22 protein-coding genes are annotated in these 19,804 nt (G+C 41.5%); 14 read left to right on the forward strand and 8 right to left on the reverse strand.

Going from position 1 to position 19,804, the window contains the following annotated elements:
* Nucleotides 1-263: 263 nt before the first annotated feature.
* Complete coding sequence (locus BC751_RS11585; protein ID WP_130275673.1) at nucleotides 264-740, reverse strand: cupin domain-containing protein; 477 nt, start codon at nucleotides 738-740, stop codon at nucleotides 264-266.
* A gap of 12 nt (nucleotides 741-752) precedes the next feature.
* A complete protein-coding gene (locus BC751_RS11590) occupies nucleotides 753-1,466 on the reverse strand; it encodes a carboxymuconolactone decarboxylase family protein (RefSeq protein WP_130275674.1) in 714 nt (237 codons plus the stop codon).
* Nucleotides 1,467-1,618: 152 nt separating this feature from the next.
* Here BC751_RS11590 and BC751_RS11595 point away from each other — a divergent pair, with 152 nt between their 5' ends.
* The 7 genes from BC751_RS11595 (at nucleotide 1,619) to tnpA (ending at nucleotide 8,084) form a co-directional block, all read left to right on the forward strand.
* Nucleotides 1,619-2,521 carry a helix-turn-helix domain-containing protein gene (locus BC751_RS11595; RefSeq protein ID WP_130275675.1) on the forward strand — a complete coding sequence of 301 codons (903 nt, stop codon included), beginning with the start codon at nucleotides 1,619-1,621 and terminating at the stop codon, nucleotides 2,519-2,521.
* 11 nt (nucleotides 2,522-2,532) lie between these two features.
* Nucleotides 2,533-4,689: an outer membrane protein assembly factor BamB family protein gene (locus BC751_RS11600; protein ID WP_130275676.1), complete on the forward strand. Its 2,157-nt coding sequence runs from the start codon at nucleotides 2,533-2,535 to the stop codon at nucleotides 4,687-4,689.
* Between the two features lie 236 nt (nucleotides 4,690-4,925).
* A complete protein-coding gene (locus BC751_RS21925) occupies nucleotides 4,926-5,087 on the forward strand; it encodes a hypothetical protein (RefSeq protein ID WP_165389828.1) in 162 nt (53 codons plus the stop codon).
* A 10-nt stretch (nucleotides 5,088-5,097) separates the two neighbouring features.
* Nucleotides 5,098-6,204, forward strand: a complete 1,107-nt coding sequence (locus tag BC751_RS11605; RefSeq protein WP_130275677.1) for a cytochrome-c peroxidase — start codon at nucleotides 5,098-5,100, stop codon at nucleotides 6,202-6,204.
* An 8-nt stretch (nucleotides 6,205-6,212) separates the two neighbouring features.
* Nucleotides 6,213-6,722, forward strand: a complete 510-nt coding sequence (locus BC751_RS11610; RefSeq protein ID WP_130275678.1) for a molybdopterin-dependent oxidoreductase — start codon at nucleotides 6,213-6,215, stop codon at nucleotides 6,720-6,722.
* A gap of 8 nt (nucleotides 6,723-6,730) precedes the next feature.
* Entirely contained in the window at nucleotides 6,731-7,165 is a 435-nt protein-coding gene (locus BC751_RS11615) for a hypothetical protein (protein ID WP_130275679.1), read from the forward strand.
* 472 nt (nucleotides 7,166-7,637) lie between these two features.
* Nucleotides 7,638-8,084, forward strand: coding sequence for an IS200/IS605 family transposase (gene tnpA, locus BC751_RS11620; RefSeq protein WP_130275680.1), 447 nt, complete (start codon nucleotides 7,638-7,640; stop codon nucleotides 8,082-8,084).
* A 365-nt stretch (nucleotides 8,085-8,449) separates the two neighbouring features.
* On the opposite strand, the gene BC751_RS22660 is transcribed toward tnpA, so the two are convergent.
* The 3 genes from BC751_RS22660 to BC751_RS11635 form a co-directional block, all read right to left on the reverse strand.
* Nucleotides 8,450-8,581, reverse strand: a complete 132-nt coding sequence (locus BC751_RS22660) for an acyltransferase (protein WP_341272838.1) — start codon at nucleotides 8,579-8,581, stop codon at nucleotides 8,450-8,452.
* A gap of 134 nt (nucleotides 8,582-8,715) precedes the next feature.
* Nucleotides 8,716-9,612: a helix-turn-helix domain-containing protein gene (locus BC751_RS11630; protein ID WP_130275681.1), complete on the reverse strand. Its 897-nt coding sequence runs from the start codon at nucleotides 9,610-9,612 to the stop codon at nucleotides 8,716-8,718.
* A gap of 183 nt (nucleotides 9,613-9,795) precedes the next feature.
* Complete coding sequence (locus BC751_RS11635; RefSeq protein ID WP_242617451.1) at nucleotides 9,796-10,575, reverse strand: hypothetical protein; 780 nt, start codon at nucleotides 10,573-10,575, stop codon at nucleotides 9,796-9,798.
* Between the two features lie 329 nt (nucleotides 10,576-10,904).
* On the opposite strand from BC751_RS11635, the gene BC751_RS11640 reads away from it, so the two are divergent.
* Nucleotides 10,905-11,810, forward strand: a complete 906-nt coding sequence (locus BC751_RS11640) for a hypothetical protein (RefSeq protein ID WP_207226876.1) — start codon at nucleotides 10,905-10,907, stop codon at nucleotides 11,808-11,810.
* A 26-nt stretch (nucleotides 11,811-11,836) separates the two neighbouring features.
* On the forward strand, nucleotides 11,837-12,772 hold the full coding sequence (ctlX, locus tag BC751_RS11645; protein WP_130277566.1) for a citrulline utilization hydrolase CtlX: 936 nt from the start codon (nucleotides 11,837-11,839) through the stop codon (nucleotides 12,770-12,772).
* Here the strand turns inward: ctlX and BC751_RS11650 are convergent.
* Nucleotides 12,764-14,326, reverse strand: coding sequence for a SulP family inorganic anion transporter (locus tag BC751_RS11650; protein WP_130275683.1), 1,563 nt, complete (start codon nucleotides 14,324-14,326; stop codon nucleotides 12,764-12,766). The two genes, ctlX and BC751_RS11650, sit on opposite strands and share 9 nt — an antisense overlap.
* A 144-nt stretch (nucleotides 14,327-14,470) precedes the next feature.
* Nucleotides 14,471-15,820 carry an adenylosuccinate lyase gene (purB, locus tag BC751_RS11655; protein ID WP_130275684.1) on the reverse strand — a complete coding sequence of 450 codons (1,350 nt, stop codon included), beginning with the start codon at nucleotides 15,818-15,820 and terminating at the stop codon, nucleotides 14,471-14,473.
* A gap of 274 nt (nucleotides 15,821-16,094) precedes the next feature.
* On the opposite strand from purB, the gene BC751_RS11660 reads away from it, so the two are divergent.
* Both BC751_RS11660 and BC751_RS11665 read left to right on the forward strand, forming a co-directional pair.
* On the forward strand, nucleotides 16,095-17,198 hold the full coding sequence (locus BC751_RS11660) for a ferredoxin--NADP reductase (RefSeq protein WP_130275685.1): 1,104 nt from the start codon (nucleotides 16,095-16,097) through the stop codon (nucleotides 17,196-17,198).
* Nucleotides 17,199-17,204: 6 nt separating this feature from the next.
* On the forward strand, nucleotides 17,205-17,696 hold the full coding sequence (locus BC751_RS11665) for a hypothetical protein (RefSeq protein ID WP_130275686.1): 492 nt from the start codon (nucleotides 17,205-17,207) through the stop codon (nucleotides 17,694-17,696).
* Here the strand turns inward: BC751_RS11665 and BC751_RS11670 are convergent.
* Nucleotides 17,693-18,007, reverse strand: a complete 315-nt coding sequence (locus tag BC751_RS11670) for a HesB/IscA family protein (RefSeq protein ID WP_165389829.1) — start codon at nucleotides 18,005-18,007, stop codon at nucleotides 17,693-17,695. The genes BC751_RS11665 and BC751_RS11670 overlap by 4 nt on opposite strands.
* A 115-nt stretch (nucleotides 18,008-18,122) precedes the next feature.
* On the opposite strand from BC751_RS11670, the gene BC751_RS11675 reads away from it, so the two are divergent.
* Genes BC751_RS11675 through BC751_RS11685 form a run of 3 tightly spaced genes read left to right on the forward strand, consistent with a single transcriptional unit; the run spans nucleotide 18,123 to nucleotide 19,802 of the window.
* Nucleotides 18,123-18,644 (forward strand): DUF7935 family protein, encoded by a 522-nt coding sequence (locus BC751_RS11675; protein WP_130275688.1) that lies wholly within the window; start codon nucleotides 18,123-18,125, stop codon nucleotides 18,642-18,644.
* A gap of 8 nt (nucleotides 18,645-18,652) precedes the next feature.
* Complete coding sequence (locus BC751_RS11680) at nucleotides 18,653-19,066, forward strand: YkvA family protein (protein WP_130275689.1); 414 nt, start codon at nucleotides 18,653-18,655, stop codon at nucleotides 19,064-19,066.
* Between the two features lie 19 nt (nucleotides 19,067-19,085).
* On the forward strand, nucleotides 19,086-19,802 hold the full coding sequence (locus BC751_RS11685; RefSeq protein WP_130275690.1) for a Rossmann-fold NAD(P)-binding domain-containing protein: 717 nt from the start codon (nucleotides 19,086-19,088) through the stop codon (nucleotides 19,800-19,802).
* Nucleotides 19,803-19,804: the final 2 nt, after the last annotated feature.

The raw sequence follows: 19,804 nt of genomic DNA on the forward strand, positions 1-19,804 counted from the left end.
AACGTTTAAGGCCATGAACAGGCTATACATAAGGATGGTAAGCCTTAAGGAGTCCATGTTAATGGGAAGCATTTAATTTCTTTATTTTTTTAGTTTTATTCAGTTTTGAGGCTGTTTTTTTATTTGATGATCTGTAAGTTGCAAATTTTAAAATCTCAGGGGGCAGTCCGATTTCGAAAGCCATTTATCCTCCATAATTTTTTCATATCATAAGAAAAACCCATATCAATCCAGTCTTTAAATAAATCCTTCTTTTAAACCTTTCAATGGTGGTACTCCTCATCCGTTACCTCTTCCAGCCAGACCGTTGGGCCAAATTGGTTGTTGGTGATGGCCACCTGTATGAAAGCCGAATCAGCACTTGCTCCATGCCAATGGGGTATATTGGGTGGGCATTTGATGTAATCTCCTTTTCGGAGTATCTGTTTGGGTTTCCCTTTTTCCTGATAATAACCCACACCTCCAGTGGCCAAGAGGATCTGACCGCCGGGATGAAGGTGCCATTTGGTTCTCGCCCCCGGTTCAAAGATGACATTTCCCACAGATGTCTGATTCGCTGATTCAGATTGGATCATCATGTGAAGGTATGCGGTACCTGTGAAATTGTCGTTGGTGATTTTTTCCCCTTTTGGAAATATGATGGGTTCGGTTGAACCATCAGCTTGATTGTGGTTTTGCTCCTGACAACCTGTTGATAAGACCATTAAAAGGAAGCAAAAAGAAAGGAGATGTTTTTTCATTGTCAGATCAGATTATTTTTGGTTTTTTAGCACTTCATTAAAAATCGCATTTGCTGCTGTTGCTTCATTTTGACCAATCGTTGTTGCAATAACCTCTGTAAATTCCTGTAATTGGACCGGAGTGAGCCCCACATTCAGGCAGATATTCAAATGGCTGCGGAGCATGGGTTCCGCACGTCCTATGGTGCTCAGCACCGAAATGGTCACCAACTGCCTTTGGTCAAAAGTCAGCACATCCCTGTCGAAAATATCCGCAAACAGGTGTTCTTTCAGAAAGGTATCTATCACAGGCGCAAAAGCTCCATAACCTGTCAATTGATCACTTTGAGGAATTTTAGTCAGGGCTTCAAGGTTCTTTTTCCCTCTTTGGTACTTATCATCCGATGGGATTGGAGAAGCATCCCGGCCTATTTTATCTTCTATGCCCTTTGCCTTCCTTTCCTCCAAGACTTCCATAAAAGTCTGAATGCCTCTAATGCTTCGAGGAAATCCGCAGTAAGCGTATAGATGGACCAGCACTTCCTTGATTTCATTGACGGTCAGGCCTGATTCAAGCCCCGCATTCAGTGCAGGCTTTAAAGTTTCCAGATCTCCTTTTGCCGTAAGAGAAGCAATCCTAATGATACTTTTTTGCTGCTCATTCAGATGGGTGGTTTCGGCACTTAAAGACAGGGATTGTATAACAAGCATAAAAAGGGAGCAAAAAAGAGTTGTTGAGATTTTCATGATCAAATTGGATTTAAACAAATGTACGATGAATATAAACAGATAGATGTATATGGATTACAGGTTTAACTACCAAGATTACTTATTGGGATATTAAGTCATTTAGCCGTAGCAATTAATCGTTAAATTTGATTGAAACAATTCATCAAGCCATGGAAAACTTACGTCGGTTTGAAACAATTCAAGATTACAATGAATTCAACAACAATGAGACGCTCCACCCTTTGGTCAGTGTGGTGGATGTTTCCAAGGCCGATCCAAGGTCAGCCTCCAATATGTATTTTGGTTTTTATACCGTTTTTTTGAAGGAAGTCAAATGTGGGGACTTGCGATATGGGAGGAATACCTACGACTACCAAGAAGGGACTTTGGCTTTTATAGGTCCTGGTCAGGTTATCCGTGTGGATAATCCAGGGGAGGTATATCAACCCAAAGGGACCGCGCTGATATTCCATCCGGATTTATTGCAGGGAACATCCTTAGCAGGTCAGATGCAGCAATACACTTTCTTCGGCTATGAATCGCATGAGGCTTTGCACCTGTCTGAAAGAGAAAGAAAAATTGTGCTGGATTGCTTCGCCAAAATCCAATATGAACTTGAGCAGGCTATCGACAAACACAGCAAAAAACTGATTGCTTCCAATATTGAACTGTTTTTGAACTACTGTACCCGTTTCTATGACCGTCAGTTTATCACCAGAGAAAATGTCCATCAGGGCATCATGCACCGTATGGAAAACCTGATCAATGATTATTTCAGATCAGAAAAGCCCCGGAAATTGGGTTTACCTTCTGTTGCTTACTGTGCTGATGTCTTGAATCTATCTGCCAATTATTTAGGAGATTTGGTCAAAAAGGAAACGGGAAAATCAGCTCAAGAATATATTCAGGCCAAGATAATCACTGAAGCCAAAGAAAGAATTTTTGATGTGCAAAAGTCTGTCTCTGAGGTGGCATACGAATTGGGATTCAAATATCCCCAACATTTTACCCGCTTTTTTAAGCAGCAGGTCGGACAGACACCGGGAGAATATAGAACAGGGGTAAATAATTAAGGTATAGTAAAATGAAGAACATTCAAAGAAAAAATAAACTTGGCTTAAGTCAGATAGCAATTATAGTCCTCTTGATTTTCTTTATATCCTGTGGTCAAAAGGAAACAATAGATAATGGTTGGGGTGCTTATAAAGCTGATCCAAAAAGTACCAGCTATTCCCCATTGGACCAGATCAACCTATCCAATGTCAGTCAGTTGGAAAATGTCTGGATCTTTCAGATGAGTGATCTGGAACCTGGTGCTGATCCGGTTTCAAGCCAAAGTAACCCGATCATTGTGGATGGGGTCATGTATGTCAATTCCGGCAAACAGACGGTTTATGCCATCGATGCGGCTACGGGCAAAGAAATCTGGTCATTCAAATCCCTGAAAGAAGGTATGCCGAGTGCAGCCAGTAGAGGAGTTACTTATTGGGAAAGCGGCGATGACAAAAGAATCCTTTACTCCTCCGGCAATGACCTGATGGCCATAAATGCCAAAACAGGGAAGCTGATTCCATCTTTTGGAAAAGAGGGAAGGGTGAACCTTAATGAAGGCGTAAGGGATGACCCTGATAAAATTTCTGTTACCCTGACCACCCCTGGAAGGATCTACAAAGACCTGATCATCATTGGGTCAAGGCTACCGGATTTTTATGGTGCGCCTCCTGGTTACATTAGGGCGTACAATTGTAAGACAGGAGAATTGGTCTGGACTTTTCACACCATTCCACTTCCGGGCGAACCAGGCTACGAAACCTGGCCTCCGGATGCCTACAAATATGCAGGTGGAGCAAACAGCTGGGCAGGAATGAGTGTGGATACCGAAAGAGGGATGGTGTTCATTGCGCTGGGCTCTCCTTCTTATGATTTTTATGGAGCGGATAGAGCCGGCGAAAACCTGTACGGGAATTCTGTTTTGGCATTGGATGCGGCCACAGGACAGTACAAATGGCATTTCCAGACGGTTCACCATGATCTTTGGGATTATGACCTGCCATCTCCACCCAATTTGGTGACGATCAAAAAAGATGGAAAGGATGTCGATGCAGTGGCGCAAGTGACCAAGCACGGTTTTATTTTTGTATTGGATCGTGATACCGGTCAGCCGCTTTTTCCAGTTGAGGAAAGACCTGTTCCCCAATCCAATATTCCGGGGGAAGTGACCTGGCCTACCCAACCCTTTCCGCTGAAACCTGCACCCTTTGTGAAGCAGTTTATGACGGAAGAAGACCTGAACTATTATTCCGAAGAAGACTATCAGGCAATTCTGCAACAGTTCAGATCTGTCCGATATGAGGGTTTGTTTACGCCGCCTGATCTGAAAGGCACTTTATCCCTTCCTGCTACAAGAGGAGGAGCCAATTGGGGTGGGGCTGCTTTTGATCCCAATTCCACTTACCTCTATATACGGGGAAACAACCTTCCCGAAATCATGACCATTGTGGATATTGACAAGCATTTTGCAGCCAGGGACAACTCAGTTTTTGAATCCGGAAGGGTGGTTTATATGCAGCATTGCGCCACTTGTCATGGGGAGGATAAAAAAGGAATCCCTCCAACATTTCCTGATGTGTCAAACCTGAAAGACAAAATGAGCGAAAACCTTGCCCTTGAAAAAATCAGAATAGGAGGAGGTGCCATGCCCGGCTATGCGGGGGTATTGACTGAAGCTGAACAAAGTGCCATTATCGCCTATTTATATGACAAAGTGGACCAAGCTTCTGACGGTGCTGTTGACAACTCAAACGAGGAGAAACCGGTGCGATATGGCAATATCACCGCCTACAGAACCTGGTCAGGCCCAAGTGGAAATCCGGCCATGAAAGGTCCTTGGGGCACATTGAATGCCTTGAATCTTTCAACAGGAGAATATGAATGGCAGATCCCTTTAGGTAATGATGAAAAATTACAGGAACCCGGCGGACCTCTTACAGGATTGTTGGGCCGGTCAGGTCCGATGGTGACCGCTGGAGGCTTGGTGTTTATCAGTGGTGCAGAGGATAAAAAGATCTGGGCCTTTGATGCCAAAACAGGCAAAATGGTATGGGAGTACACGTTGCCTGCCGCCAATAATGCGAATGTCTGTTCCTATCAGGTCAATGGCAAACAATATGTAGCCCTAACTGTGGGCGGCACCAAAGAAAATCCTTCAGGGTCTGTAATGGCTTTTGCTTTGCCTAGATGATTTAGAGTACAGAAAAAATCCAATTTAGGAGAATTCACTCTTTGATTTGACCATTTAGAAGACCTGTCAGGTATTCAAAACCCGACAGGTCTCTTTCTAACAGAGTTTTTTAAAGCAGAAGACAATCTATTTTAAAATCAATTTTATGTAATTCCATTAAAGCCCATTTTAATGTCCAAAAGGACTTGTTTTGAATGATTTCATTCGATATGTTTACTTGTATATAACGGAAACCTATGAAGCCTTACATGTTATCGCTTGTTTTTGTTTTTTCCCAGCTCAAACTAATTGCCCAAGGAGGGGTAAACAATCTTTTGGATAGGAACTATGCCCTGATGGAAGGTTTTCCAGAGGCCGGTAGAAATTATTTTCTGAACCTGGCCTTTACACATTATTGATTTGATACCAATGCCAAGAAAGAAAAAAAAATACAGGATATTGGTTTGGGGAATCTTAGGTTTCCTGTTTCCTCTGTTTCTTTTTTCATTTGATTCCCATTCGCCCCATCAGCCAGAACCCTATTTATTGGTCTATCCGGCTTATTTTGGGGGTAGGATTGCTGTTCCTGATGATAATCCCACTACTATTGAGGGTGTGGAGCTTGGCAGAATGCTGTTTTACGAAACCAAACTCTCCAAAAACAATCAGATTTCATGCTCCTCTTGCCATCAACAAAAGCTTGCTTTTACGGACGGGAAGTCCTTCAGTGATGGGGTGGACGGAGGAGTAACCAAACGCAATTCCATGTCTTTGGCCAATTTGCTCTGGGTCAGGAATTTGTTTTGGGACGGAAGATCCAAAAGTCTTGAAGAACAAGCCGTTTTTCCTTTGACTGATCCGCATGAGATGGGACAAAGCCTGGAAGAGTCCGTCAAAAAACTTGAGGAATCAATGGAGTACAAAGATTATTTTTACCGGGCTTTTGGAAGTCCTGAGATCAATGAAAAGCGAATTGTCCAAGCATTGGCACAGTTTCAGAGGACACTGATATCTGCGGATGCGCCCTATGATCGTTACTTAAATGGAACCCATGAGCTTACAGCGATGGAGTTACTGGGTCTTAATCTTTTTATGAATAATCCTGATCCTAGGAACGGAGTCCGTGGTGCCAACTGCGGCCATTGTCATGGCACGCCGAAACTTTACAAGGAGCTTTTTCATAACAATGGTTTGGACATTATCCCGAATGATCCGGGAAGAATGGAAGTCACCGGACAGGGAAGCGACCTGGGAAGATTCCGTGTACCCACCTTACGCAATATTGCCGTCACCGCGCCTTATATGCATGATGGGAGATTTCAAACGTTGGAAGAGGTGTTGGACCACTATAATGAGCATATTCAGCCCAGTGAAACCCTCAGTCCATTTTTGAGGAATGTTTCCAATGAAATGGGCGGTACTTCACTACAATTAAGCAAAATGGAGAAAAATGCCATCATTGCTTTTCTGCATACCTTGACAGATTCTACCTTCCTTACCAATCCTAAATTCTCTGATCCCCACATCAAAAATTGAAAAAAACTATGTATTCAAAGCCAATTTCACATTTCCTCCTCATTTTCTGTTTGGTGTTTCTTTCCTTTCTGACCTTTGGCCAATCTTCAGAAACAGCTTTTGTCAGGGTAGAAGGGGAAGTCTTGCGACCACTGAAATTGACAATAGAAGACCTTAAGCAACTGCCGGCCCATGAGGTGCGCGTAGCCGGAATGCAGGGGGTTGAACAGACTTTCAAAGGTGCGAGATTGGTTGATGTCCTTGAACAGGCGGGGGTAACTTTAGGAAGAGATCTGCGAGGAGAAAACCTGACCAAATCCTTATTAATGGCTGCGGCAGACGGATACGAAGTGCTGTATTCCCTGGCAGAAATTGACCCGGAGTTCACTGATGAAGTGGTGATACTAGCTTATGAAAAAGAGGGGAAACCGTTGCCAACGGGAGAAGGTCCCTTCCGTATCATTGCCCCAAGTGACAAAAGACCTGCCCGTTGGATTCGGGAACTGCAATCTATCAAAGTGCTTTTTCCTAAGGATTGACGGGTTTTGTGAGAAATTTAGATGCTTTGACTACAGGCAGTTGTAAGTTAGTTGTCCCTGTGATGCAATGGTTTGATTTTATTCATACCTCACAGGACAAAGTTTTGAAAATCGTGGTAACTGAAGGTGAGGCTATGGTAGGAAGGGTTTCGGTTAGGGCGAATACTACTTTTTTTGAAACCGACAGGATTCTGAGAAGCATACAATTGCCTGTCAATCCAAAGGCGATTGATTATTGGAAATTGGAATACCAAGGATATACCCAAGATGAACTTCAATTCAATGGGGTGGATTCCAAAATTGCCCAAGCCAAAAAGGATTTTGAGGAAAGTATTAGATTAGCGGCTTTGAATCTAAACCAATTCAGAATTTCCAAGGAAGAGTTGAAAGAAATAATTTTAATTAGGTTACGGGAAAGGGAGAAAATAGATTTTCAGTTTTAAAAGTTCGACCCTGCCTTTGCCGTCAGGCAGGCCTGTCGGGATCGGGATGATCAAATGCCCAATTTACCTTAATCCCCCGGTTTTACCGGGGCTCCGCCACAGCGGACAAGTTATTGATAGGTTTGATCCTATCAGGATCGAGAAGACCAAAAGTATGATTTATTATAATATCTCAATTTCTCATGGTATCCTTAACGATGGATAAGCTATCGAGTAGTTTGAGTTTTTTTTCCATATAGGAATTTCATGGTCATTTTTTCAAATAAATGACAAAAATCAATGAAAGACCCCGAATGGGGTAAAACCTTTCAATAGCCACGGGTACAACTCGTGGGAAAAGGTGATAAATTAACCCAATTATCTCCCGACCCTAAAAGGGCCGAACTGATATTAATCGGATAAGTTTTTTGAACTTCTAGAACTTTGTGAAAATTACCGATATTTTTATTTTTTGGCATTTAATTCTTTCATTATGAGCACCTACACGCAGATTATTTACCATTTTGTATTCGCTACCAAACACCGCCAACCGACCTTAGTCCAATCCGAAAAGAAAAGGCTTTTCGCCTATATCCACCAGCTATTGACCAATAAGAATTGCCATTTATATCGGATCAATGGTATGGAAGATCATCTGCATATTTTGACACATGTACATCCGGTTGTAGCACCTTCATCATTGATTAAAGACATCAAATTGGCAAGCAGTGATTTCATCAAAACTGAACGTATCTTTCCAAATTTTAATGGTTGGCAAGATGGTTATGCCGCATTCACAGAGACGATTAAAGCCAAAGATAGGCTGATCCAGTATGTTAAAAATCAAGAGGAGCATCATAAAAAGGTTACATTTTTGGAAGAGTACAAGTCTTTGTTGGAGGAATATGAAATTGAATTTGATCCGAGGTATTTGTTGTAGAATAAAGGTTCGAACAGTTCGACCCCTTTAGGGTCGGGATGACTTTTTCGAATAAAAATCCTGATCCCCCAGTTTCACTGGGGGCTATTGAAAAGTTTGATCCTTTCAGGATCATTTTTTTTTCATAAGTGAATACACAGGTCACCCCGAATGGGGTCAAACCTTTCAATAGCTATGGGTGCAACCCGGGGATGGGGAGGTTTATATATTCATTAATTCCTTCTGGCCCTATATGGGTCGAACTTTTTTTAATTTCTGATTACCCTTCAATCATATTGATCACCTTTGTTGGAATACCAACTACAATCGCATTGTCCGGCACATCTTTTATTGACAACGGCTCCTGCTGCCACGATGGCATTTTCTCATACAGTGACACCGGGGAGGATGGTGGCTCCGGCTCCAATCCAGGCATTGCGCTTGATATGAACCTGCCCTAAAATCAATTGCCTTCTGTTCTTGGGATCTAAAGGATGGTTTTCGCTGGTAATTTTCACCTGAGGACCAATCATTACTTCATCTTCAATGATAATCCCACCCAAATCCAAAAAAGAACAACCTTGGTTGATAAAGGCGTTTTTTCCAATTGTGGTAAACTTTCCGGTTTGGTATGAAAAGAAGGAAAAACAGTTTACCCCTCCCGAAACTTTAGCGGACTGGTCTCCATATGCTTTTTGAAGAAATTATTGAAATGGGTTACTTCCGCGAAACCCAAGGCATAGGCAATTTCCCCTACATTCCATTTGCTGTGTTTGAGTAGTACTTTGGATTCCTGCACCAAGCGGTCTGCTATCACCTGTGAGGTAGTTTTTCCTGTAACTTCTTTTACGGCACGGTTGAGGTGGTTGACGTGGACATTGAGGTGCTCGGCAAATTCGGAGGGGGAACGGAGCTCAATCTTGGGATGGTTATCTTCTATGGGGAATTGTCTTTCGAGCAATTCGGTAAACATGGCCGTAATCCTGTGGGAAGCATTGAATGGCTGCCGGTCATTCAGGGTGTTCGGCTGCAATTTGAGCCCGTAATGGATGAGTTCAAAGATGTGGTTTCGGATGCTATCGTATTTGTATTTGTAATCCGATTTGAAATCCTTTTCCATCTTTTGGAAAATTGCTTCAATTTCCAACACCTGTGCATCAGAAAGTTCAAAAACATGGTTTCCGGTAGGCTGGAAAATTTCATACTGCATGATATTTCCGAAATGGCTCATAAAGTGCTGATTGAAAATACAATATTGGCCCTGAAGCTCCTCATGATGTTCCCATTTATAGGGAATCAGAGGATTTGAAAAGGATAGCGCTTGTTTTTTTACTTCAATGACCTGATCAGCATAATAGACCGTACCATGACCTTTGACCAACATGATTTTGTAAAAGTCCCTGCGACGGTAAGGAATCGTTGTCTGTTTCCCATGGGAGTATTGGTCTAAACCAAACATATTGAAATGACCGAAATCATTCCGGATATTTTCAGGAAGCCAGTTGAATTTCCTTTTGTAGAATTCTTCTAGTGTTTCGGGTTTAGTCATGTTTAAAATGATATATGCTACGCGATATTGATAGATATATGCCTGTGGCGATATAAGTTCCTGGCATCACTCAACTTAAATATTTTGAGTGCTGATTTTGGAGCTTATTTCAACCTTATTTCTATCATATTTCTACTTTATTTCTCCTCTATTTCAAAATCCACTTAAATCACTGGAATTTATTTAAAGCATAGGGTTTGACCTTTTTACAAACTCATTATTGAAAGAGTAAATCAAGCTGACATTCCAGATCCAATTGTCCACTTCAATTTCTGAAACAATCTTTTTGCTGATAATCGATCCCAATGAAATAGGAAAGTCTTTTTTTCCGATTACGATTGAAGAACTGGCAAAATATCCATCTTTCTCATTCATTTTTAGGTAAAAAAGCTGTGGGCTGGCATTGAAGAATAGTTTTTCAGAAAGGGATACCCTGTTGAATTGGACACCCGTTGCCACGAATTGATTTAGCGCAAAGGGAACTTTGCCCAAACTCCTTCCAGCCAGGTATAAAAAACTTACGGTAACCTTTTCATTCAAAGCATATCTGGGAGAAATCTCTCCTGCAAAAAAACGCTTGGCTTCCATGCTTTGTACCATGGTGCCATTGCCATTGGCCACCAATTTGTTTTCAAAAATGAAGGCAGGGTGTGCTCCCACATGTAACCTGAATTTTTCAGATTTGATGATTTTATATCTCCACCAAAAGATGAAAGACCAAGGTTGTCCGTCAAGGGCGAAGCGCATCTCCGGATCAAAGCTTAGACGCTCCCCTCCCAAAGACAGTTCAAATATCGCGGCAGGCCTGTTGAGAGAAAAGGCCGGAATCAGAGAAAGGCCATTATTGGTCACGCTGATATTTCCCCTGAAATGCCCTGTGCCAGAGGATTGATTGTCTTGGGAATAGGCCTCCGGAATGGTGTAATGCCATAGGGTAGCCATCAGGACTACGATAAATGTCAAACGATTTTTTTTTGATCTGCAGGGCTTCACTTTTTGTTCTTAGGTTCAATGGATAATGAATCGAAATACAAAATATTAATAATCAGTTATTTTGTCTTCAATTGATGGGACAAAGTTAATATAAAACTCACCTTTAAGTGAATGAGATTCAAAGCGTTCATTACAAAAATCAAACAATTTGTTTTTGGAGTTCAATTTGTTTTTAATTCAGACAGACAATCTACAGTATCTATTAGGATAGAACGGTGGGGATTTGTAAATCTTAAAAACTTTAACAATTCTTAATAAACCCTGTAATTTTATGCTCGTTCAGTTAAAATATGAGTACCATGAAATATTATATCATCAAGAGCTTTTTGCTTTTTCTGGCGCTTCCTTTTTTGATAGCTGAAAGGATACCTCAAGCCAAGAAACTACCCATGATACCTTCTTATCAGGACTCCCTGTATACTGGACCCAAATCCATGGGTAAAATACACAACAGAGCCATAGATGAGGCCAGCGGATTGGTTTTTTCCAGGAAACATTCAGGTATTTTATACACCCATAATGATAGTGGAGGAGAGCCTGTGATTTACCTTTTGGACACCATAGGCAGACATATTGGAGAAATCAATTTAGTTGGAGTTAAAAACAGGGACTGGGAGGATATTGCCATAGGACCAGGACCTGATCCTGAAAGAAAATATATCTATGTAGGTGAGATTGGAGATAATGACGGGCGATACAAGCAAATTAAAATATTTCGAATACCGGAGCCTGACGTTTTGGAAAAAGAAATGCAGGCTAAACCTGAAGTGTTGGTTCTCCAGTATCCTGATGGGCCCAGAGATGCTGAAACCCTGATGGTCGATCCGATTACTCAAGATATTTTTATTTTGTCTAAAAGAGATTCAGTCAACATTCTCTACCGAGTTCCCCAATCGGCCTTTTCACAAGGTGAATATACGCTTCAAAAGGTGATGGAATTGCCATTTACCATGTCAGTTGCAGGAGATATTGCCGATGACGGTTCTAAGATTATCATCAAAAATTATTTCACAGTTTTCTATTGGGAAAGAAAACCCGGGGAAACCGTCCCAGATGCCTTAAAAAGGCAGGCTAAAATCTTGCCCTATAAGCCTGAGCCTCAGGGTGAGGCAATAGCTTTTGACCCGGTGGGGCTAAGCTATTTCACTTTGAGTGAAACACGCTTCAATATTCATCCTGTCTTATACCGTTATGATAAAAAATAAGTAATTTGCCTATCATTTCTAGTTTTATGCCTCAGCAGACCACATCGACAATTTTAATGGTAAGGCCGGCCAATTTTGGATTTAATCCGGAAACAGCGGCCAATAATTTTTATCAGAAACAGGACCAGCGGTCTGTTGTGGAAATCAATGCTTTGGCCCAGGAAGAATTTGATGGATTTGTTTCCATGCTGCGGCAAAATGGAGTACGGGTTCTGGTAGTCGAGGATACAATAGAACCCAAAAAAACAGATGCTGTTTTTCCAAACAACTGGTTCAGTACGCATGAAGATGGAAAAGTGATCCTTTATCCCATGTTTTCCCCAAACAGAAGGTTGGAAAGGAGAAAAGATATTTTGGAATTTTTGATCCAATCCGGGTTTAGTATTTCAGAAATCGTAGACCTCTCTTTTTTTGAAAAAGATGAGCAATACCTTGAAGGTACAGGCAGCCTTGTTTTGGACAGAGCAAACCGCATCGCTTATGCCTGTAAATCTGTAAGGACACATCCGGTCCCATTGGCATACTTTGGTCGTCTTTTTGGTTTCGAAGTGCTTGATTTTGATGCTGTTCAAACCGTAGAGGGAGTAGAATTGCCTATTTATCATACCAATGTCATGATGCATGTGGGCACAGATCTGGCGGTAGTCTGCCTGGACAGTTTGCCGGTAAAATCCGATAAATTGAAACTTCAAAACAAGCTAACTCAATCCGGTAAAAAGATCATCCCCATCACCGTAAAGCAGAAGTTTCAATTTGCAGGGAATATGCTTGAAATAAAGAATGAGAGAGGGGAGAAGATTACTGTAATGTCTGATACGGCCTACCATTCCTTGAACGAAGCCCAGATAAAATCCATTGAGAAATACACAAAAATTTTAGTGCCTAAAATCCCAACCATTGAGAAATTGGGTGGAGGGAGTGTACGCTGTATGATGGCTGAAATATTTCTGCCCTTATTGTAATCCGCTGACTTTGATGCCGCGGATTTTGATGGTATCCACATCAATGTTCCGGCTTGGGGCATTGGTTCTGAAATTTTCTATTACCTCCAGTACATCATGGTCTATTATTTTGGATTTGGAACCATCTATAATGACATGCTTTCCATCAGGGATTTCTTCAAGTGCTTTGATCAGTGCACCTTTGTTCAAGAAACTGACTTCCTCTGAGAGGGTAATCTTAATGGTGTCACCTTTTTCTGCCTTCCGGCTTTCCAAAAGATGGGAGTTCTGGAAATTCCTCAACAGGATATAGACAATAGACACCCCCATACCGAGTCCAATGCCAATCAAAAGATCAAAAATTACAATTCCTAAAATGGTGATGATGAAAGGCAGGAATTGGTCCCATCCCAATTTAGCCTGGGCTTTGAAAAGGGAAAACTTTGCCAATTTATAGCCAACCGACAGAAGAATAGCAGCTAAGGAGGCAAGCGGTATAAGGTTCAGAACTTTGGGGATAGTAAGGACACTGCCAAAAAGTAAAACACCATGGAAGATAGCAGAAAGTTTTGACTTAGCTCCTGCACTTATATTTGCCGAACTTCTGACAATCACGGCAGTTACCGGTAAGCCACCGATTAATCCATTTACCATATTGCCGATTCCCTGGGCAAATAGCTCTCTATTGGGTGGTGAAATGCGCTTAAATGGGTCAATTTTGTCTGCTGCCTCGAGGCTCAATAAGGTTTCCAAGCTGGCAATTATCCCAATTGTAAAGGCAGCTAACCACACATCACTGTTGAATACCTGTGTAAAATCAGGGAACACAAAGAGATCCAAAAATCCAGCGAAAGAATTCAATACTGGCAAAATCACCCTGTCTTCATCTTGGAGATACATACTTGGAATGGCAGACTTGAAAAGGAGATTGAGCCCAATTCCCAAAAGCACCACCACGAGCGGGCCGGGGATCAGGCGGGAAAATGACATTTTTTTTATAAATGGTTTCTCCCAAATGATCAGTACTGCCAGGGACAAGAGCGTGATGAGAATGGCTCCCGGTTCAAATTCCTCAGTTAGATTTCTCAACTCCAGCACAGTTTCCCAATCGTTGACAAATGGGATATAATTGGCGAGGCTTTTGGATTCATTTACCCCAAAAGCATATGGGATCTGCTTAATGATCAAAATTATTCCTATACCTGCCAACATTCCTTTGATGACTGCTGAGGGGAAATAATATCCGATCACCCCTGCTTTTAAAATTCCCATCAACACCTGAAAAACCCCGGCAAGGAATACAGCAGTTAGAAATATGTCAAAAGCTCCTAATTCAGTAATGGCATTCAATACGATAACGGTCAGGCCTGCTGCCGGTCCGGAAACGGATGTATGGGATCCGGATAACGAACCAACAATTATCCCTCCGACTATTCCGGCGATAATTCCAGAGAAAAGAGGTGCCCCAGAAGCCAGGGCAATTCCCAAACACAAAGGAAGGGCAACAAGAAAAACCACCAATCCGGCTGGCAGATCGCTATTGAGTCTGGTGAAATTGGATCGCTGACCAATCATGATTAAAAATCAATGGAAATATGATTCATTTGTCTAAAATATGCTTTTTGCTATTGAAAAAAATAGCACCTGGAAAAATAAACCAGGAACATCCCTGTTTTACGGCAAAAAGGCATAAAACAGGGTTGATTCTTATAATTAATTTTATTCGTATAAGCCCGTATAATTGAAGGGGCTTATTTGCCAGAGTTCTTCTTTGATAGCTTCGCTCACTTCTAAAGAGCCTATGAATTTATGAATGGACTCTTTGGTGATTTTCTCATTAGTCCGTGTCAGATCCTTTAATGCTTCATAGGGTTTTGGATAACCTTCTCTTCTTAGAATAGTCTGAATTGCTTCAGCTACCACCGCCCAGTTTTCTTCCAGATCGGCATCAATGGCTGCCCTGTTGAGTTCCAATTTATTCAATCCCTTGAGAAGAGATTCCAATGAAATCAGCATATGGGCCAAAGGAACTCCGATGGTTCTTAATACCGTGCTGTCTGTAAGGTCTCTTTGCAACCGGCTGATGGGTAATTTTGCAGCAAGGTGCTCCAGCAAGGCATTGGCGATTCCTAAGTTACCTTCCGCATTTTCAAAGTCAATAGGGTTGACTTTGTGGGGCATTGCAGAAGAACCTATTTCCCCGGCTTTGATCTTCTGTTTGAAATAATTCATGGCAACATACTGCCATACATCTTTAGAAAGATCCAGAAGGATGGTATTGATCCTTTTAAGTCCATCAAAGCAGGCCGCAAGATTATCATAGTGTTCAATTTGGGTAGTTGGATAACTCCTTTCCAAATGTAGGTAGTGAGAGACAAAGCGTTCTGCAAAACCGTTCCAGTCAAATTGCGGATAAGCGACATGGTGAGCATTCATATTCCCGGTAGCTCCACCAAATTTGGCGGAGTAGGGGACCTGTTTTAATAGGTCCAACTGCTTTTCAAGCCTGGTTACGAATACCTGTATTTCTTTGCCCAATCGGGTAGGAGATGCGGGTTGCCCATGCGTCTTGGCCAGCATGGCGATATCTTTCCAATGCTCAGCCTGTTCTTGGAGTTTGGAGATCACCTGATGAAGCGCAGGAAGGATTACTTTTTCAAGGCCATCTTTCAGCATCATGGGAGTGGCGGTATTGTTGATGTCCTGTGAAGTCAATCCAAAGTGAATAAATTCCTTGAAAGGTTCCAGTTTGAGTAGATCGAATTTTTCTTTGATAAAATATTCTACTGCTTTGACATCGTGATTGGTGACTTTTTCAGTTTCTTTGATTTTATCAGCATCTTCCAAAGAGAATTGGTTTACAATGTCCCTGAGTTGTGGGAAAAGTTTACTGTCAAAACTCTTGAGCTGTGGCAGTGGCAATTCACACAAAGCAATAAAATATTCGATTTCTACGTGAACACGGTACTTAATAAGTGCAAATTCAGAAAAATATTCACGTAAGGGGGCTGTTTTGGAGCCATACCTTCCATCCACCGAACTTACTGCTGTCAGGGTTGTGAGCTTCATAGAGTGAGATTGTTGATTAAGCCTGCTAATTTATGGGATACAGGGGAAAAATCCGTGTTTTGGAAGTATTTTAATGTGTCTGTAAACTTTAGGCATCCTCAGCCATCTGACTATGTCTTAGTTTTGAGATCAGGGACTTGATTTTTCTAAAGAAGTAAACCTGTTTGTCGTAATTTTTGTTAAATCAAATAATTATCTGTGCAAGGGACTTTAAATTGAGATTCGTGCATTAATTTTGGCCCTTGCAATTGATCAGATTTGGAAAACAGAAAACATGTTCAATTTATTCAAGCGTAAAAAAGAAGATCATAAAGGAAGTCAATATACTTCTCTGAAAATAAGGGAGATCGTAAGAGAAACTCCTGATACAGTCACCATTTATTTTGAGCAGCCTGAGCCTTACTTGGAATATAAGGCAGGTCAATACCTGACCGTAATCCTGGATATCAATGGAAAAGAAGAAAGGAGGTCTTACAGTCTTTGTACTTCTCCTTATGTAGATCCCCATCCCGGCATTACGGTGAAAAGGGTAAGGGGCGGATTGGTTTCGAATTATCTCAATGACCAATTAAGACCTGGTAAAACCATAGAAATCATGAAACCTATGGGGCATTTTACCACAGACTATCATTCCCAAAATCAGAGACATTTTGTGATGATTGCCGGAGGAAGTGGGATTACACCCATTATGGGCATCACCAAGTCTGTTTTGATTAATGAGCCTCAATCTAAAGTCACCTTGATTTATTGCAGCAGGTCTGAAAATGAAATCATTTTCAAAAAAGCCCTGGAAGATCTCGAGTCCAAATATGAAGGCAGGCTGATGGTCATTCATAACCTTAGCCAGCCATCGGATTCCTGGACAGGACTTAAAGGAAGGCTCGATTCCCAAAAAATCAAAGATATCCTGTCAAGCATTTCCTATCCGGAGTTGAAACAGGTTGAATATTTCCTCTGTGGTCCCGAAGGCATCATGGAAACAGCAGAAAGCACACTGCTCGGAATGGGTGTCGATAGCAAGTTTATCCATAAAGAAAGTTTCTATTCCAATTTGGAAGCCAAGGAGGAAGAGCTGAAAGCAGCGGGTAAACTTGCACCTGAACTCACAAGAGAAGTGGAAGTTATTTTGGAAGGGGAAACCTACCATTTCGAAGTTCCTGCTGGTAAAACCATCCTTGAAGCCGGATTGGATCATGATGTCGATATGCCGTACAGTTGTCAAAGTGGTCTGTGCACTGCCTGCCGTGGTAAGTTGCTTTCCGGTAAAGTTGACATGATTGAAGATGCAGGGCTGAGCAAATCGGAAATTGAGGAGGGATATATTTTATGTTGTTCTTCCAAACCTGCCAGTTCTGATGTAAAAATAATTATTGAATAAGCTGCTTTGGAAAATTTAGAGATCAAAAGAATATATGATAAATTGGAAAGGAATGTGCTGATTTTGATTGCCATTCCTATTCCCTTTTTTGCCATTGCCTATCTGAATTCCCAGAATGGAACGCTTTCCTTGGATTTGCCAGAGGTTCCTGAATTTTGGAATTCTTTCGGTATTGGCTTTGTGTATGTAGGGCTAGGCATGCATTATTTCACTTTTCATTCTGCACTTAAGAAAATCTTGGATTTCAACCCTAATTTGGAGGATAAGATCAAAGATTACGCCAAGGCGACCATGCAAAGGTTTTGGGTGCTTTTCATTTCAGGTATGATCTGTTCTGTTGGGCTGTTATTGTTTCATAATCCCGGATACACCATCGCGTTTGCCATTACTTTGGTGTTTTGTTCTTTAGGGAAGCCTAGTCCGGATAGAATTATCCGCTTGCTGAAGCTGAAAGGTGAAGAAAGACAGGCAATCGAGCTGTTAAAGCGGAGGGGTTAGGTATCGTGCCTTTTGGGAATATCCGGGTTGACAAAAGTAAATCCCCTGGCATCATTGCCTTCGTAAAAATCCACCTGCATGCCCATCAAAAACATGTAGTGTTTTTTTTCGATCAATACTGGAATTCCTTCAATTTCAAATTGTTGGTCCCCGTCTTTTGGCTTATCAAAACCTAATAAATAGGACATGCCGCCACATCCCCCTCCTTTGACACCCACTCTCAGGTAATAATCCTTGGGGATGTTTTTATTCTGGATGATGTTTTTGATTTCTTTTTGGGCTTTTTCTGTAATTTTTATTGGAATCAGCATGTCCTTGTAATGCGGTTTTACGTTAGGAAGTTCAAATTTAGGTTGAAAAAATATCAAAACTCAAAGTTTTATCCCAAGTATTATTTTTGGATATTCGGATCATAAATTGAAAATCATGGAGTATATCGCTGATTTATTGAAAATCGTTTTGCCGGCAGGTTTGGTAATTTATGGGATGTACCTTACCATCATGTCTTTTTTACGCAAAGAAAGAGAGAAAATGCTGGTTGACATCAAAACCCAAAATACACAGACCATACTGCCGATCAGGTTGCAGGCGGGGGAGAGGCTTTGCCTTTTGCTGGAAAGGATCACCCCCAACAATCTCGTCAGAAGAGTAAATGACCCGGATTATTCATCCAGAGATCTTTATAGCCAACTGCTTCACGAGGTCAGGGAAGAGTTCAATCACAACCTTTCCCAGCAGGTGTATTTCACAGATGAAACTTGGGAAAGTGTCAGAAGAGCTGTGGAAAGTGTAATCACCCTAATCAATACTGCCATGCAGGATATGAATAATGAATCTCGTGGAATAGATCTTGCCAAGCGTATTTTCCAGCTTTCCTTGGAACAAAAAAATGATGCGATTCAGCAGGCACTCAAAAATGTTAAAGATGAAATCAGGGTATTTTTCTAAGTGAAGGTATGGCATCATTCAGAGACAAAACGGTGGATTTTTTCACCAAAGCCAAAATAGTCTATCAGGAAAAGGCAAAGGAAATTGCCGGTGAGGATGGGAAGTTGAGTAAGCTTATCCTTCAAGTCAAAGAAAGATTAGAAAAGGTTTCAGGCAATCCCAAAATAAAGGCCGCTTTGGAGCCAATCTTAGTGTTCAAAAGAATGATACAGGCCCATCTTTCCGGAGAATTTAAGGTATCCAACAAAACATTAGGCCTTATCGTCTTAGGCTTGGTATATTTCATTACACCTCTTGACTTTATTCCTGATTTTATGCCTTTGATCGGGTTTGCAGATGATCTTTCTGTTTTGCTTGCCGTTTACAATTCGGTCAAACACGAAGTTGATGCATTCAAGATGTGGGAAAAAACAAAACTTTGAAAAATAACGCCAAAAGACCATGAAAAAAGTAGCATTTTTGGCAGGTACCTCAGGTTTGATCGGGATGCAGCTCCTGCACCAACTGATCAAAGATACGGGGTATGATGTCATCATTTCGGTTGGAAGGAGAAAATTGGCCTTGAAACATGAAAAGTTGGTTCAGGTTGAAGGGGATATGGGGCGGATTTTAGATTGGGACCTGGAAGAAAAACTCAGGGCAGAAGACATTGGGGGGCTAATGTTTCCCTTATGGGAAGCCCTGGAAAATCACAAGCTTGAAATTCATGCCTTTTGCACTTTGGGAACTACCATCAAGAAAGCTGGCAGTCAGGCAAAATTCAAAGAGGTAGATCATGATTTTGTGGTAGGATTTGCTGCCTGGGCAAAAAAACTCGGAGCCAGTAGATTTTTAGTGGTTTCAGCTATGGGGGCAGACCCCCAGTCCAAAATTTTCTATAACAAAGTCAAAGGGGAAACAGAAGAAGATCTCAAGGTAATTCCTTTTGAGTATTTGGGAATTTTTCGTCCTTCCCTGTTATTGGGACATAGAAGCGAGTTTAGATTTGGGGAAGAGATGGCCAAGATTTTTATGAAACCTTTGGTATGGTTCAAGCTGACCCGAAATGTCCGTCCCATCTATGACTATCAGGTAGCCAAAGCCATGATCCATCATGCCAATCAGGTAAAATCAGTAAAGGTGGAAGTAATTTCTTCCGGAGATATGCAAAGTTTTTAGGA

This window comes from Cecembia calidifontis, from assembly GCF_004216715.1.
GTDB lineage: Bacteria > Bacteroidota > Bacteroidia > Cytophagales > Cyclobacteriaceae > Cecembia_A > Cecembia_A calidifontis.